The sequence below is a fragment of the Rathayibacter sp. AY1C4 genome (assembly GCF_002932195.1).
Taxonomy (GTDB): domain Bacteria; phylum Actinomycetota; class Actinomycetes; order Actinomycetales; family Microbacteriaceae; genus Rathayibacter.
Window position 1 is genome coordinate 1 of sequence record NZ_PSWE01000048.1, and the last position, 14,237, is coordinate 14,237.

The following is a 14,237-nucleotide window of genomic DNA, read 5'->3' on the forward strand; positions in this document are numbered from 1 at the left end:
CTCGGCGTCGACTGCGACGACTCCTGAGCACTCGCGAGCCCTCGCCCGGAGCCCCGCGCATGAGGGTCACCGACACCAGCGACCTGTGGTGGCGCACCGCCGTCTTCTACAACCTCGACGTGAAGACGTTCATGGACTGGGACGACGACGGCGTCGGCGACCTCGAGGGCCTCGTCCACCGGATCGACTACCTGGCCGAGCTCGGCGTCAGCTGCCTCTGGCTCGCGCCGTTCTACCGGTCCCCCGGCCGCGACAACGGCTACGACATCAGCGACTTCTACGGAGTGGACGAGCGCTTCGGGCACCACGGCGACGTCGTCGAGGTGATCCGGACCGCTCACGACCGCGGGATGCGCGTGATCGTCGACCTCGTCGTCAACCACACCTCGGACCAGCACCCCTGGTTCCAGGCCGCCCGCTCCTCCCCCGACAGCCCGTACCGCGACTACTACGTCTGGCGCGACGAGCCGCCCGCCGATCAGCCCGCGAACGTGTTCCCGGACGCGGAGGACGGCGTCTGGTTCCGCGACGAGGAGGCGGGCCAGTACTACCTGCACCACTTCTACCGGCACCAGCCCGACCTCAACACCGAGAACCCGGCCGTGCGCGACGAGATCGCGAAGCTCATCGGGTTCTGGCTGCAGCTGGGCGTCGACGGCTTCCGGGTCGACGCGGTGCCCTACCTGATCGAGCCCGGCGAACGCGACGAGCACGAGTGGCTGCGCCTGCTGCGCCGCTTCGTCTCGCGGCGCTCCGGCGAGGCGATGCTGCTGGGCGAGGTCAACGTGACCCGCGAGGAGCAGCTCGGCTTCTTCGGCGGCGAGGACGCGGACGAGCTGTCGATGCAGTTCGACTTCATCGGCAACCAGCGCCTCTACCTCGCGCTGGCCCGCGAGGAGGCGGCGCCGCTCGTCGAGGCGCTCGCGAGCCGCCCCGAGATCTCCGTCGGCAGTCAGTGGGCGAACTTCGCGCGCAACCACGACGAGCTCACCCTCGACCAGCTGAGCGACGACGAGCGCGACGAGGTCTTCGCGGCGTTCGCTCCGGAGCAGTCGCAGCGGATCCACGGGCGCGGCATCGTCCGCCGCCTCCCGCCGATGGTCGACGGCGACCCGCGCCGCGTCCGCCTGGTCCACAGCCTGGTCTTCTCGCTGCCCGGGACCCCGGTGCGCTACTACGGCGAGGAGATCGGGATGGGCGAGAACGCCGACATCCCGGGCCGCAGCGCCGTGCGGACCCCGATGCAGTGGAGCAGCGCCGCCAACGGCGGGTTCTCGCGCGCCGACGCCTCCGACCTGATCGCCGCCCCTCCCGGCGGCGGCTTCGGACCCGAGCACGTGAACGCGGCCGCGCAGCTCCAGGATCCGGACTCCCTCCTGGCCCACGTGAAGGGCCTCGCCTGGCTGTACCGGCGGTCGCCGGAGATCGGCTGGGGCGAGTACACGCACCTCCCCTGCGACGAGCCGAGCGTGCTCGCGCACCGGATGTCCGCGTCGACCGGCACGACCGTCGCGGTGCACAATCTGGCGTCGAACCCGCGCACGGCGCACCTGACGCTCCCCGACACCCCCGCCGGGGCGCGGCTGGTCGACTCCCTCGGCGGCGAGTCGCTCCCGCTCGGCGAGGACGGCGCCGTGTCGGTGCCCCTCGACGGCTACGGCGCGCGCTGGTTCCGAGTGGTCACGGAGGAGTCGCGCCGACTGGTGTGAGCGGAGCGGAGGGGCAGGGCTCTTCTCGACAGTCCAGGAGTCGTCGCAGTCGCGCTCGAGTGCGACAACTACTGGGCTCTCGAGGGAGGCGGGGCAGGGACGGAGGACAAAAGCACCCACCGCACGAAACGTTACGCACATCGGTCCACAGCATCGTTGACGCCGCCACCCTTCCCCGCCTACCGTGGAGCGCAACGTTTCGCCCCCGCCACCGCACCAGGAGGATCCGCATGGCCCCCACTCCGCCGAGCCACCGCGTCCTCGCGAGCGGCAGCCGCATCCCCGCCATCGGCGCCGGCACGTTCGGCTCCGACCGCTACGACGCCGAGACCGTCGGCCTCGCGGTCGAGCACTCCCTCCGCGCCGGCTTCCGCCTCCTCGACTGCGCCACCGTCTACGGCAACGAGCCGCGCGTCGGCCGGGCGATCGCCGACTCCGGAGTCGACCGCGACGAGCTCTTCGTCATGTCGAAGATCTGGAACGACGCGCACGAGCCCGCGGCGGCCGTCGCCTCCGTCGAGCGCTCGCTCGCCGATCTCGGCCTCGACGTGCTCGACGCCGTCTTCGTGCACTGGCCCTTCCCCAATCACCACCCGCCGCACGCCGAGACCGACGCGCGCGATCCGCACGCCCGCCCCTACGTCCACGAGGCGTTCCTCGAGACCTGGCGAGCGCTCGAGGGCCTGGTCGACCGGGGCCTCGTCCGGCACCTCGGCACCTCCAACGTCACGATCCCCAAGCTCGAGCGGATCCTCGCCGACGTCCGCATCGCCCCGCAGCTGAACGAGATGGAGCTGCACCCCTGCTTCCAGCAGCCGGAGCTGTTCCGCTTCTGCCTCGACCACCGCATCCAGCCGATCGGCTACTCGCCGCTGGGCTCGCCGTCGCGGCCCGAGCGCGATCGGGTGGAGGGCGACATCGTCGACATCGAGCACCCCGCGGTGCGGGCGATCGCCGACGAGCGGGGCGTGCATCCGGCCGTCGTGTGCCTCGCCTGGGCGGTGAACCGCGGCCAGATCCCGATCCCGTTCGCGGTGAAGCCGGAGCAGATCGAGGCGAACCTGGCCGCCGCCTCCCTGGTGCTCACGGCCGAGGAGCAGGAGGCGCTGCGCGGCGCCGAGCGCAACAACCGGCTGATCAAGGGCCAGGTCTTCCTCTGGCCCGGCAGCACCGGCTGGCTCGACCTGTGGGACGCCGACGGCACGATCCCGGGCTGGAGCGGCTACGGCTCGCCCCGCGCCACCCTGTGACGTGGCCACCTACAAGGACCTGCAGCGGCTGACCGGCCTCTCGCTCTCGACCATCTCGAAGCACTACAACGGGCTCCCCGTGCGCCCCGAGAACCGGACGGCGATCGAGGCGGCGGCCGCCGAGGTCGGCTTCCGGGTCAACGGCTTCGCTCGAGGCCTGCGCTCGCGGCGCTCCCGCACGGTCGGAGTGCTGCTGCCCGCCCTCGACAACGAGTTCCACCTCTCGATCATCGCGGGCCTCGAGCGGGCCCTGCGCGGAGAGGGCATCGGCGTGCTGGTCGGTGTGAGCCGCCCCGAGCCGGGAGCCGCGGTCGACCTGCTGCTCGAGAAGATGGTCGACGGGATCGTGGCGGTGCCGTCCGCGGGCGACGTCGACGCGCTGCGCCGCGCCTCCGAGCAGGGCACCCCCGTGGTGGCCGTCGACTGGATCGACGACGCACTGGTCACCGATCGCGTCGCGCTCGACAACGCGGGCGCCGGCGCCTCCGCCGCCCGCCACCTCCTCGACCACGGCCACCGCTCGATCGCGGTGCTCGGCGGGGAGGACGGAGTGTCCTCCACCCGGGAGCGGACCGCCGGCTTCCTCGCCGCCCTGGCCGAGCGCGGCGTGCACCCCGCCGCCGACGCCGTGGTGCGCGGCCCGCTGACGGTCGAGAGCGGGGTCGCCGCCGTCGAGCGGATCCTCGCCCTGAGCCCCCGGCCGACCGCCCTGTTCGCGAGCAACCGCGAGCTGACGGTCGGCGCCCTGATCGCCCTCGGCGACTCCGGGCTGCGCGTGCCGACGGACCTCTCCGTCGTCGGCTTCGACAACGTCGAGCTGGCCCGCGTGGTCCGCCCGCACCTGACCACGATCGCCCAGCCGACGGAGGCGATCGCCGCCGAGGCCGCCGCCCTAGTCCGCCTCCGCCTCGACTCCGGGGCGGAGCAGCCCGGCCCCCAGGAGCGGAGGCTTCCCGGCCGCCTGCTCGCCGGCTCGTCCGTCGCCCACCTCCACGACCTCTAGGAGCTCCTCTTGCTGACCACGACCCTCCTCCACCCCGAGATCCTGCACGCGCTCGCCCGCGCGGGCCACGGCTCCCGCGTCCTCATCGCCGACGGCAACTACCCCGTCGGCACCACGCTCGGACCGAACTCCGCCCTGGTGCACCTGAACCTCCGGCCCGACATGCTGACCGTCGACGAGATCCTCGACGCCCTGCTCTCGGCGATCGTCGTCGAGGAGGCGACGGTCATGACCCCCGCGCCCGGGATCGACGTCCCCGCGCAGGACGCCTTCCGCCGGTCCCTCGACGGCGTCCCCTTCACCTCGCTCGAGCGGCACGCCTTCTACGCCGAGGCGCGCACGCCCGACGTCGCGCTCACCATCGCCTCGGGCGACCGCCGCATCTACGCGAACCTCATCCTCACGATCGGCGTGCGCCCGGCCGACGCGTCCTGAGCGGGCGGGCGGGGCGTCGCCCCGCCCGACCCACTCCCTGAGAGTCCACGAGGCGTTCTCACGGCCGGCATCCCTACTCTGGTCGGCGTGGATCTCGACACCCTCCTCAACATCGGCCTCGTCGTGCTGTTCGTCCTCCTCGGAGGCGTCTTCGCGGGCACCGAGATGGCCATCGTCAGCCTCCGCGAGAGCCAGGTCCGCGCGATCGAGGCCGGCAGCGAGCGCGGCCGGCGCATCGCCGAGCTCGTCCGCAATCCCAACACGTTCCTCTCCGCGGTCCAGATCGGTGTCACGCTCGCCGGCTTCTTCTCCTCGGCGTACGGCGCCTCGACCATCGCGCCCGACCTCGTGCCGCCGCTGCAGTCGCTCGGCCTCTCGGCCTCCGCCGCCTCGACCGTCGCCCTGATCCTGATGACCCTCGTCATCGCGTACCTCTCCCTGGTGCTGGGCGAGCTGGTCCCCAAGCGCCTGGCGATGCAGAAGTCCGTCGCGTTCACCAAGGCCCTCGCGCCCCCGCTCAACGCCCTGGCGCGCCTGATGCGCCCCGTGATCTGGCTGCTGTCCGTCTCGACCGACGCCGTCGTCCGCCTCCTCGGCGCCGACCCGCGCGAGAAGGGCGAGAGCGTCTCGGCCGACGAGGTGCGCGACATGATCTCCAGCAACACCGAGATCCACGAGGACAGCCGCCGGCTGCTCACCGACATCTTCCGCGCGGACGACCGCCGCGTCGCCGAGGTGATGCGCCCGCGCCCGGACGTCGACTTCCTCCGCGGCGCGCTCAGCGTGGCCGAGGGCTACGCGGCGGTCCTCGACCAGCCGCACTCGCGCTACCCGGTGGTCGGCGACGACTTCGACGACGTGCTCGGCTTCGTCCACGTGCGCGACCTGATGTCCGCGTTCCCGGAGGCGGGCCGCGCCGGCACCGCGAGCAGCGTCGCCGACATCACCCGCCCGATCCTCGCGGTCCCCGGTACGACGAAGGTGCTCGCGGCCCTGCGCACCATGCGGCAGGACGGCCACCAGATCGCCGTCGTCATCGACGAGTACGGAGGGACCGACGGCATCATCACGCTGGAGGACCTGCTCGAGGAGCTCGTCGGCGAGATCTACGACGAGTACGACGGCGCCCGCCAGGCGGTCGACGCGAAGGCGGCCGAGCAGCTGCACGACGTCGACGGCGGGATGATCCTCGAGGACCTGGCGGAGCAGCTGGGCATCGAGCTGCCCGAGGGTCCGTACGAGACGGTCGGCGGGTTCGTCCTCGACCGGATCGGCCGTGTGGCCGTCGTGGGCGACTCCGTGCTCGTCGGCGACCACCTGCTCCGCGTGGCCGAGACGGACCGCTACCGCATCTCGCGGCTGACCCTCGTGCCGCAGCCCGCATCGGAGCCGAGCCCGCCGACGGCGCCCGCCGTCTGACGGGCGACCGGCCGCGCCTAGGGCAGAGGGCCCTCCACCCAGCGCGTGGCGGCGCGGCCGCGGGCTCCGGGCTGCGCGATCCACAGTCCGCCGGCGTGCGGATGACGCGTCCGTTCGTCCGCCGAGAGGTCGCGTGATGCGGAGGTGACGACCGCGATGTCCAGGTCCTCCCCCGCGAAGGCGATGCTGGAGGAGTGCGGGGCGTCGATCCTGATGCCCTCGCCCTCGACCGGGCTGCCGTCGGCCTCGAACACCCGAACGCCGCTCCCGCCCCAGACCGCGACCCACACGCGGCCGTCGGCGTCCACGGTCAGTCCGTCGGCGAACACGCCCTCCTCGAGCTCGACGAACGGCTCGCGCGGGCCGTGCTCGGCGTCCGCGTAGGAGCGGCGGTGGATCACGCCCGACTCGGTGTCGGCCGAGTACAGCACAGAGCCGTCCGGCGAGAAGCCGAGTCCGTTCGAGAGCCGCAGGTCGTCGTCGAGCACGGTGACGGATCCGTCGTGCTCGATGCGCAGCAGGACGTCGTCGCCCGCCGACTCGCCGAGGGTCAGCGAGCCGACCAGGAGGCGCCCCTGCGGGTCGATCGTGCCGTCATTGAAGCGGTGCCCCTCCGGCAGCAGCCCGGAGCCGCGCGTGAGGGAGCCGTCGACCTCCAGGATCGCGAGCCGCCGGGTCAGCGCGACGAGCGTCCGCCCGTCGCCCAGGGGCAGCGCGGCGCCGACCTGCTCGCCGACGTCGGTGCGCGAGATCGCTCCGATCCCCTCCGCGGTGACGGGGGCGGACAGGACCGCGCCGGCCTCGATGTCGACCCAGGTGAGGCGGGCGGTGTCCGGATCCCAGACGGGCCCCTCGCTGAGGACGTAGGTGGGGGTGCCCGCGGGCGTCGCGTCGATCATGCCTCCACGCTAGGCCGAGGAGGCGGGCGGTGTCAGGCCCCGCGGGACGGATCCGGGCTCGCGTCCACCGCGCCCCGCTCCGGATCCGTACCGATGAGCTCCGCGCCGCGCTCCGCCCCCGGGTGGGCACCGGTCCCCGGAATACACCCGCTCGGCGGTCCGTGACAAGGGGTGAATAGCCCGGCGATATGGAGCCGCCCGCGGGTCTAGTGTCGTCTCGCCGCGCTCGGGACAGCGTTCCTCCGCAACGACGCCGGGGCGACAGGAAGGCGCTCGCCATGTCGACATCCACCAGTCCGCGCGGCCCGGTCCGGAGCCTCGTGCCCGCCCGCATCGACAGGCTCCCCTGGACCCGCTTCCACTGGTCGATCGTCGTCGGCCTCGGCTTCTCGTGGGTGCTGGACGGACTCGAGATCCAGATCGTCGCCTCCGCCGGCTTCGCGAAGGAGTTCGGGCTCTCGGCCTTCGAGGTCGGCCTGCTCGGCACGATCTACCTGTGCGGACAGATCGCGGGCGCCCTGATCTTCGGGCGGCTGAGCGACAAGCTCGGGCGGCGCAAGCTGTTCATCCTGACGCTCGTCATCTACCTGGTCGCCAGCGGCCTGGCGGGACTCGCGCCGAACTACGTCTTCCTCGCCGTGTTCCGCTTCTTCGCGGGCATGGGGATCGGCGGCGAGTACGCGGCGATCAACTCCGCGATCGACGAGCTCATCCCCTCCAAGTACCGCGGCCGCGTCGACATCGCGATCAACGGCACGTACTGGGGCGGCGCGGCTCTGGGTTCCGCGGCCAACCTGTTCTTCCTGAACGACGCGCTCTTCGCCGAGAACGTCGGCTGGCGCCTCGGCTTCTTCCTCGGCCCGATCCTCGGACTGGCGATCATCTACCTCCGCCGCCACATCCCCGAGAGCCCCCGCTGGCTGATGACGCACGGCCGCGAGGAGGAGGCGGAGCGCACCGTCGACGAGATCGAGCGCCGAGTGGAGGCGGAGGGCGGCGTGCTCGAGCCTGTCGACGACGCGAAGGCGATCACCGTGAAGGCGACGGAGAGCATCCCGTTCCGCACCATCGCCCGGGTGCTGCTGCGGCAGTACCCGAAGCGGACGCTGGTGGGCGCGACGATGATGATTACCCAGTCGTTCCTCTACAACGCGATCTTCTTCACCTACGCGCTGGTGCTCGAGAACTTCTACGGAGTCGAGCAGAGCGCGATCTCGTACTTCTTCTTCCCGTTCGCGATCGGCAACCTCGTCGGGCCGCTGGTGCTCGGCCACCTGTTCGACGTGTGGGGCCGGCGGAAGATGATCTTCCTCACCTACGGAGTCTCAGGAGCGGTCCTGGCCGTCTCGGCGGTCCTCTTCAGCATGGACGTCCTGACCGCGACCACGCAGACGATCCTCTGGTGCGTGTCGTTCTTCTTCGCCTCCGCCGGAGCCTCGAGCGCCTACCTCACCGTGAGCGAGATCTTCCCGCTCGAGCTGCGCAGCCAGGCGATCTCGTACTTCTTCACCCTCGGCCAGATCGCCGGAGCGGTCGCCCCCGCCCTCTACGGCGCCCTGATCGGCGACGGCAGCGACCGCGGCCCGCTGACGATCGGCTACTTCGTCGGCGCCGCCGTGATGATCCTCGGCGGCGTGATCGCCCTGATCTTCGGCGTCGACGCCGAGCGCCGCAGCCTCGAGAGCATCACCGAGCCCCTGTCGACCGTGAAGTCCTGAGGGCGGATCGCCGCGAGGCAGGGAGCCGTTCCGAGGCGTCTCGGAGCCGGCGTCTCGGGGCCGGCGTGGGCCGGCGTCAGTGGGCCGGGCGGTACCCGGTCCGGTCGTCGGGTGTGATCGAGCGGAGGACGCGGGCGGGGACGCCGGCCGCGATGGTGAGCGGAGGGACGTCGCGGGTGACGACGCTGCCCGAGCCGATCACGGCCCCGTCGCCGATGGTGACGCCCTGGTTGATCGTGACGCCGCCGCCGATCCAGACGCCGTCGCCGACGACGACCGGCTTCGCAGTGCAGGCGCCGGCGGCGCGCTCGGCCGGGTCGAGGGCGTGGTTCGACGTGTAGATCGCGACGCGGGGGCCGAACAGCACGTCGTCGCCGATCGTGATGGGGGCGCCGTCGAGCAGGATGCAGTCGAAGTTCGCGTAGAAGCGGTCGCCGATCGTGATGTTGAACCCGAACTCGCAGCGGAACGTCGGCTCGAGGTGCGCGTCCGCGCCCACGGAGGCGACGAGCTCTCGGAGCAGTGCCTCCCGCTCGACCGGCGGACGCCCGAAGCTCGCGTTGTACGCGTTCGAGGCGAGGACCGCCCGCTCGCGCGCGGCGACGAGCTCGGGGGTCATGTCGTCGTACACGGCGCCGGTCAGGATGTGCGCGCGCTGGTCCTCGAGGGTCATCGTCGTCCGTTCGTCGGTGTCGGCGCCCCGACGGGCGCCCGCCGCCCACGCTACGGGGCCGCCGCGCGCCGGGACACCGCCTCCTCCGCCGACGCACCGCTCCTGCAGCGGTGTCTCGATGACGGAGCGGCGTCTCGGCGCCATCCCGCAGCAGGAGCGGCACCTCCGCGCCGCCACTCCCCGCCGCGCAGCAGGCGTCAGCCCACGTGCACGCCCGGCCGGCGGTCCCGGCGGGACTCCGCGCGGCGGAGGACCTCGCGGGTGACGGGGGCGACCTCGCCGGTGCCGGTGATGAGGAAGCGGAACATGTTCGAGATGGGGCCGCCCTCGGTCCACTCGAAGTAGACGTCCGGGATCACGCCGGTGAGGTCGCGGATCTCGAGCAGCACCGTGGCGATGGTGTTCGGGATGTTGCCGCTGGTCACCGTGAGCACGCGGAAGCCGTGGCAGACGCGGCCCTGCACGACCAGGTCCTCCTCGAAGTCGGAGGAGTCGGTGGTGTGCACCTCGAGGAAGAGCACCGGCCCGCGCATGGGCAGGTTGCTGTCGCGCTGCTCCTCCGCCAGCTTGTCCCGGTACTCGGCCTCGGAGCCGTCGTCGGGCTCGTTCGCGAGGATGCGGATCACGCCGTAGTCGTCGGCGTCCGTGGTGAGGAAGTCGATCGCGGCGGCGTCGAACACCACGGAGGTGGCGCGCAGCTGGAACGAGCGGTGCACGCGCGAGACGAGCGAGACCGCGAGGATGCCGACGATGAAGACCGCCGCGATCCGCACGCCGTCGGGCCGCTCGACCACGTTCACGACCGTCGTGTAGACGAAGACCAGCGCGATGACCGCGAAGCCCACGGCGCGCTTGCGCTGCTTCCTGCGCTTCGCCGAGAGGAACACGGCGACGGACGCGGAGGTGATCAGCACCAGCACGCCGGTCGCGTAGGCGCCGCCCTGCGCGTCGACGTCGGCGCGGAAGAGGATCGTGATGACGAAGGCGACGACGGTGAAGACCAGCACGAGCGGACGGACGGCGCCGGCCCACTGGGGAGCCATGCCGTAGCGGGGCAGGTAGCGCGGGACGATGTTGAGCAGGCCGGCCAGCGCGGAGGCGCCCGCGAACCAGAGGATGCAGATCGTCGCGATGTCGTAGACCGTGCCGAAGCCCTCGCCGAGGTACTCGTGCGCGAGGTAGGCCAGCGCGCGGCCGTTGGCCTCGCCGCCCGGCTGGAACTGCGCCTGCGGGATGAGCAGCGTGGTGACGAAGCTCGAGGTGATGAGGAACGCCGACATCGTGACGGCGGCGGTGATGAGCAGCCGCTTCGCCCCGCGGATGCGGCCGACCGGGGCGTCCTCGGTGTCGCCCGCGTCGCCGCGGATCTGCGGCATGACCGCGACCCCGGTCTCGAAGCCGGAGAGCCCGAGCGCGAGCTTGGGGAACACGATGAGCGCGATGCCGACCATGATCAGCGGATTCCCGTGCTGGGTCGTGAGCGCCGACCACCAGTCGCCGATGACGACGGGGTTCTCGGCCACGTGCCCGATCGCCACGGCGATCACGATCGCGTTGAGCAGGAGGAACACGGCCACGAGCACGACCGCGATCGAGATGGCCTCGCGGAACCCGCGCAGGAACACGATCCCCAGCAGGGCGATCAGCCCCAGCGTGAGCGGCACCTCCGCCCCGTGGAACCAGGCGGGGGCGAACGGGTTCTCGACCGCGTGCGCCGTCGCGTCGGCCGCCGAGAGGGTGATCGTGATCATGAAGTCGGTGGCCGCGAACCCCAGCAGCACGAGCACGAAGAGCTTGCCGCCCCACCAGGGCAGCAGGCGCTCGAGCATCGCGATCGACCCCTCGCCGCGGAAGCTCTCGCGGGCCACGCGGCGGTAGACGGGGAGCGCGCCGAGGAGCGTCAGCACCACCAGGACGATCGTCGCGAGCGGAGAGACGAGGCCCGCGGCGAGCGCCGCGATGGCCGGCTGGTAGCCGAGGGTCGAGAAGTAGTCGACGCCGGTGAGGCACATGACGCGCCACCACGAGTGCGTCCTGCCGGTGGCCGCGTGGGGGCCGGGGTGCGCTCCGGAGTCGTCGCGGAGGCCCTCGAGGAGCCACGCCTTCACCCCGCCCGCGCGCGCGGAGGAGAGAGGGGAGGGTTCGAGGGCGTCGGGGTCGCCACGGACGACGGAAGAGGTCACTGGATGTTTCTACTCGCCGTGAGGAGCGCGCCCGCCCGGAATGAGCGGATCCTCACGCTTTCCTCACGGGTAATCGGCTGGGGAGGGACGTCGGCGCGCGATCCCGCGTCGTGAGGGGGTCGTGAGCGTCGCGCGAGCGGACCGTGCGGATCGGCCCGGTGCGCGTCCGCGTTCCGTCAGGATCCCCTTGCACCCGCCGTCGCGGGCAGACGATGGCGCTCGTGCACCTGCTCCTCCGCCTCCTCGACGCCGGCCCCCGCTGGGGCCGCCACACCGTCGGCGCGAGCCGGTACGGCGTCGTCCGGAGCGAGCTCGTCGTCTTCGCGCCCGGCACCTCCGTCGAGGAGCGGAGGCGCCTCCGCCTGCACGCGGCCGGTCCGCAGCTGGTCGTGGCCGTGACGGCCGCCGGCGCCGTCGGGACGCTCGCGCTCGACCGGCTGCCGCTCCTCCTGCTGGCCGCGCTCGCCCTGCCGACCGCGTCGCTCCTGCTCCTCTCGGCCCGCTCGACCCGCCGCCTCCGCCGGGCCTGCGCCCGCCGGCTCGTGATCGCGGACGTCGACTCCCCCGCCGTCGCCGAGCAGGCGGCGATCGCGGCCGCGCTGCGGCGGGCCGACCGGCTGCTCGACGCCGGCGTCCTCACTCCGCTCGAGCACGAGGAGGTGTGGGCCTGCGCCCACGACCGGGTCGCGGGCCGCGTGGCTGACCGCCGCTCCCAGCCCCGGGCGGGAGGATCGGGGACGTCCGCCACCGATGGGAGCCCCTCATGACCACACCGCGCCGCGCACTGATCCTCGTCGACGTGCAGCAGGAGTACTTCAGCGGTCCGCTCGAGATCCAGTACCCGCCGCACGCGCAGTCGCTGCCGAGGATCGCCGCCGCCCTCGACTCCGCCGCCGCCGCGGGCCTCCCGATCGCCGTCGTCCAGCACAGCGCGGGCGAGGGAGCGCCGATCTTCGACCCGTCGGGTCCGTCCTTCGCGCTGCACCCGGAGATCGAGAAGCGCCGCTCGGATTCGTGGAAGAACGTCACGAAGCGGTTCGGCACGGTCTTCGCGGGGACCGACCTGCTCGACTGGCTCCGCGAGCACGACGTCGACACGATCACCCTCGTCGGCTACATGACCAACAACTGCATCCTCGCCTCGGCCGCCGAGGCCGAGACCCACGGGCTCCGCGCCGAGGTCCTCTCGGACGCGACGGGCGCAATCGCGATCGCGAACGACGCGGGCTCGATCGACGCGCACTCCCTGCACACCACGCTGATGGCGCTGCTCAACTCGAACTTCGCCGCCGTCGCCCCGACCACCGCCTGGATCTCGGCGCTGAAGGGCGAGTACACCCTCCCCATGAGCAGCCTGCCCGAGTCGGCGACGGCGGGCGCCGCTCGCTGACGGGCACTCCTCCGGACGGATCGGCCGGCTCTACTCTCGGTGCATGGCCCTTCTGCACCGTGCGACGATCACCCCCGGGAAGCTCGAGATCGTGGAGGCATGGGCGCCGACGCAGCCCTGGTGCGAGGGCGGCGGATTCACGCAGCTCGGCGCCTACCGGTTCGACGACCCCGATGGCGAGGTGGGAGTGGAGACGCTGATCGTCCAGTCGACCGGGCAGCCGCCGCTCCAGGTGCCGCTGACCTACCGCGGCTCGCCTCTCGCCGGCGGTGACGCGCATTTCCTCGCGACCGTCGAGCACACCGTCCTCGGTCGTCGCTGGGTCTACGACGGTGCCGGCGACCCCGTCGCGATCGCCGCCTTCGCCACGGCGATCCGCACCGGCGCCCGGGAGGTCGAGCAGCATTTCGAGGAGGACGGGCAGCGCATCGTCCGCCCGCCGACCGCGACGGTGCAGGGCAGCGGATCAGGCGCCGGAGCGTCCGGGCCGCCGTCGACGGCGCTCGTCCGCAGCGACGCACGGACCACCACGACCTCGGCCGACGGTCTGACTCTCGTCCTCGCGCGGGTCCTCGCGCCGCCGTTCCTCGAGGGCGAGGAGCGGCTGACCGGCAGGTGGAGCGAGGCGCTCCCCGTCACCCTCGCCGTCCTGGCCTGAACCGGCTCCGGTGGTCCGCCGCCCTCCGTCGCCCGGGTCGTGGGCGACGGACGGCGGCGCGCTCCGGGAGGACCTGCTCAGTGGCCGCGCAGTGCCGCGACGGTCCGAGTGGGACTAGTCGTTCAGGTGCGCGATGGCGTAGTCGGCCTCGTCGCTCGTGAACTGCTCCCCGTACTCGCTGGTCAGCTGGTCGCGGATGGCCTCCGGCGCCATCGCCATCTGGGCCTGGTAGTCCTTGGCCTTCGCCAGCGCGTTGGCGTTCCAGTCGGCGGAGACGGTGTCCACCGCGTACTGCGCGGCCTCGGGCGAGAACTGCTCCCCGTACTCGGAGGTGAGCTGGCCGTACAGGCCCGCCTTGCTCATGTGGAGCATCTCGGAGTAGCTCTGCGCCTTGATGAGTGCCGAGGCGAACTCGGGCGAGACCTGCGCAGCAGCCGCCGTCTCGACAGGCGCCGGGGCAGGGGCGACCGTCTCGACGGGTGCGGGCTCCGCCGTCTCGACGGGTGCGGGCTCCGCCGTCTCGACGACCTCCGCCTCCTCCGTGGCCGGCACGACGGGAGCGGTCGTGGGCTCGGACGACTCGACGATCACGGCCGCCGGGCGGTCGCTCGAGGCGGAGTTCACGGCGGCTCCGAAGCCGATCGTCGTCAGGAGCGAGGCGAGGACGGCCAGACCGCCGAGGACGACGCCGGTGATCGACATCGCCTTCGACTGACCGCGGCGGAGGGCGAGGATGCCCAGGACGACGGCGGCGATCCCGACGAGTGCTCCGAAGACCGGCACGAGGCCGACGAGGAACGCGACGATGCCGACGACGAGTGCGGCGATGGCGAGGCCGGTCGGGCCGGTCTTCGGAGCACTCGTCGGGATCGCCGCCGTCGTCCTGGGCATCCTCGCCCT

Annotated in this window: 13 protein-coding genes; 9 read left to right on the forward strand and 4 right to left on the reverse strand. The window is 72.3% G+C overall.

The genetic code is table 11. The features are described 5' to 3' along the window. Window positions 1-59 precede the first annotated feature (59 nt). The 5 genes from C5C99_RS16105 to C5C99_RS16125 all read left to right on the forward strand — a co-directional run bounded on the left by C5C99_RS16105 (window position 60) and on the right by C5C99_RS16125 (window position 5,816). Window positions 60-1,709, forward strand: a complete 1,650-nt coding sequence (locus C5C99_RS16105; protein WP_104340400.1) for an alpha-amylase family protein — start codon at window positions 60-62, stop codon at window positions 1,707-1,709. Window positions 1,710-1,939: 230 nt separating this feature from the next. Then, window positions 1,940-2,959 carry an aldo/keto reductase gene (locus tag C5C99_RS16110; protein ID WP_104338128.1) on the forward strand — a complete coding sequence of 340 codons (1,020 nt, stop codon included), beginning with the start codon at window positions 1,940-1,942 and terminating at the stop codon, window positions 2,957-2,959. Between the two features lies 1 nt (window position 2,960). Further along, window positions 2,961-3,962 carry a LacI family DNA-binding transcriptional regulator gene (locus C5C99_RS16115; protein ID WP_104340401.1) on the forward strand — a complete coding sequence of 334 codons (1,002 nt, stop codon included), beginning with the start codon at window positions 2,961-2,963 and terminating at the stop codon, window positions 3,960-3,962. A 9-nt stretch (window positions 3,963-3,971) separates the two neighbouring features. Further along, complete coding sequence (locus C5C99_RS16120) at window positions 3,972-4,397, forward strand: RbsD/FucU family protein (RefSeq protein ID WP_104225080.1); 426 nt, start codon at window positions 3,972-3,974, stop codon at window positions 4,395-4,397. An 87-nt stretch (window positions 4,398-4,484) separates the two neighbouring features. Beyond that, window positions 4,485-5,816, forward strand: coding sequence for a hemolysin family protein (locus C5C99_RS16125; protein ID WP_104233863.1), 1,332 nt, complete (start codon window positions 4,485-4,487; stop codon window positions 5,814-5,816). A 17-nt stretch (window positions 5,817-5,833) separates the two neighbouring features. Here C5C99_RS16125 and C5C99_RS16130 read toward each other — a convergent pair whose 3' ends face one another. Continuing rightward, a complete protein-coding gene (locus C5C99_RS16130) occupies window positions 5,834-6,715 on the reverse strand; it encodes an SMP-30/gluconolactonase/LRE family protein (protein WP_104340402.1) in 882 nt (293 codons plus the stop codon). Window positions 6,716-6,993: 278 nt separating this feature from the next. Between C5C99_RS16130 and C5C99_RS16135 the strand changes: the two genes are divergently transcribed. Then, window positions 6,994-8,433, forward strand: coding sequence for an MFS transporter (locus C5C99_RS16135; RefSeq protein WP_104225083.1), 1,440 nt, complete (start codon window positions 6,994-6,996; stop codon window positions 8,431-8,433). Window positions 8,434-8,509: 76 nt separating this feature from the next. On the opposite strand, the gene C5C99_RS16140 is transcribed toward C5C99_RS16135, so the two are convergent. Together C5C99_RS16140 and C5C99_RS16145 are read right to left on the reverse strand one after the other, a co-directional pair. Then, entirely contained in the window at window positions 8,510-9,106 is a 597-nt protein-coding gene (locus C5C99_RS16140) for a sugar O-acetyltransferase (RefSeq protein ID WP_104258293.1), read from the reverse strand. 197 nt (window positions 9,107-9,303) lie between these two features. Beyond that, the gene (locus C5C99_RS16145; protein ID WP_374952929.1) at window positions 9,304-11,289 is read right to left on the reverse strand and encodes an amino acid permease; all 1,986 of its coding nucleotides are present in this window, start codon (window positions 11,287-11,289) and stop codon (window positions 9,304-9,306) included. Between the two features lie 212 nt (window positions 11,290-11,501). Between C5C99_RS16145 and C5C99_RS16150 the strand changes: the two genes are divergently transcribed. From C5C99_RS16150 to C5C99_RS16160, 3 genes are read left to right on the forward strand one after another with little or no spacing between them, the layout of a single operon-like run. Continuing rightward, window positions 11,502-12,056, forward strand: coding sequence for a DUF6611 family protein (locus tag C5C99_RS16150; protein WP_104256666.1), 555 nt, complete (start codon window positions 11,502-11,504; stop codon window positions 12,054-12,056). Beyond that, window positions 12,053-12,679: an isochorismatase family protein gene (locus C5C99_RS16155; RefSeq protein WP_104340403.1), complete on the forward strand. Its 627-nt coding sequence runs from the start codon at window positions 12,053-12,055 to the stop codon at window positions 12,677-12,679. Before C5C99_RS16150 ends, C5C99_RS16155 begins: the two co-directional genes overlap by 4 nt. A gap of 43 nt (window positions 12,680-12,722) precedes the next feature. Then, entirely contained in the window at window positions 12,723-13,337 is a 615-nt protein-coding gene (locus tag C5C99_RS16160; RefSeq protein ID WP_104340404.1) for a hypothetical protein, read from the forward strand. A 114-nt stretch (window positions 13,338-13,451) separates the two neighbouring features. Here the strand turns inward: C5C99_RS16160 and C5C99_RS16165 are convergent. Further along, window positions 13,452-14,237: Ltp family lipoprotein (locus tag C5C99_RS16165; RefSeq protein ID WP_308471811.1), on the reverse strand; the 786-nt coding region annotated here is incomplete at its 5' end.

What these genes read in the sequence shown, in the direction of transcription:
- C5C99_RS16155 (WP_104340403.1), top strand. Translation starts at nt 12,053, where the DNA reads ATGACCACACCGCGCCGCGCACTGATCCTCGTCGACGTGCAGCAGGAG.
- C5C99_RS16130 (WP_104340402.1), bottom strand. Translation starts at nt 6,715, where the DNA reads ATGATCGACGCGACGCCCGCGGGCACCCCCACCTACGTCCTCAGCGAG.
- C5C99_RS16105 (WP_104340400.1), top strand. Translation starts at nt 60, where the DNA reads ATGAGGGTCACCGACACCAGCGACCTGTGGTGGCGCACCGCCGTCTTC.
- C5C99_RS16140 (WP_104258293.1), bottom strand. Translation starts at nt 9,106, where the DNA reads ATGACCCTCGAGGACCAGCGCGCGCACATCCTGACCGGCGCCGTGTAC.
- C5C99_RS16160 (WP_104340404.1), top strand. Translation starts at nt 12,723, where the DNA reads ATGGCCCTTCTGCACCGTGCGACGATCACCCCCGGGAAGCTCGAGATC.
- C5C99_RS16135 (WP_104225083.1), top strand. Translation starts at nt 6,994, where the DNA reads ATGTCGACATCCACCAGTCCGCGCGGCCCGGTCCGGAGCCTCGTGCCC.
- C5C99_RS16110 (WP_104338128.1), top strand. Translation starts at nt 1,940, where the DNA reads ATGGCCCCCACTCCGCCGAGCCACCGCGTCCTCGCGAGCGGCAGCCGC.
- C5C99_RS16150 (WP_104256666.1), top strand. Translation starts at nt 11,502, where the DNA reads ATGGCGCTCGTGCACCTGCTCCTCCGCCTCCTCGACGCCGGCCCCCGC.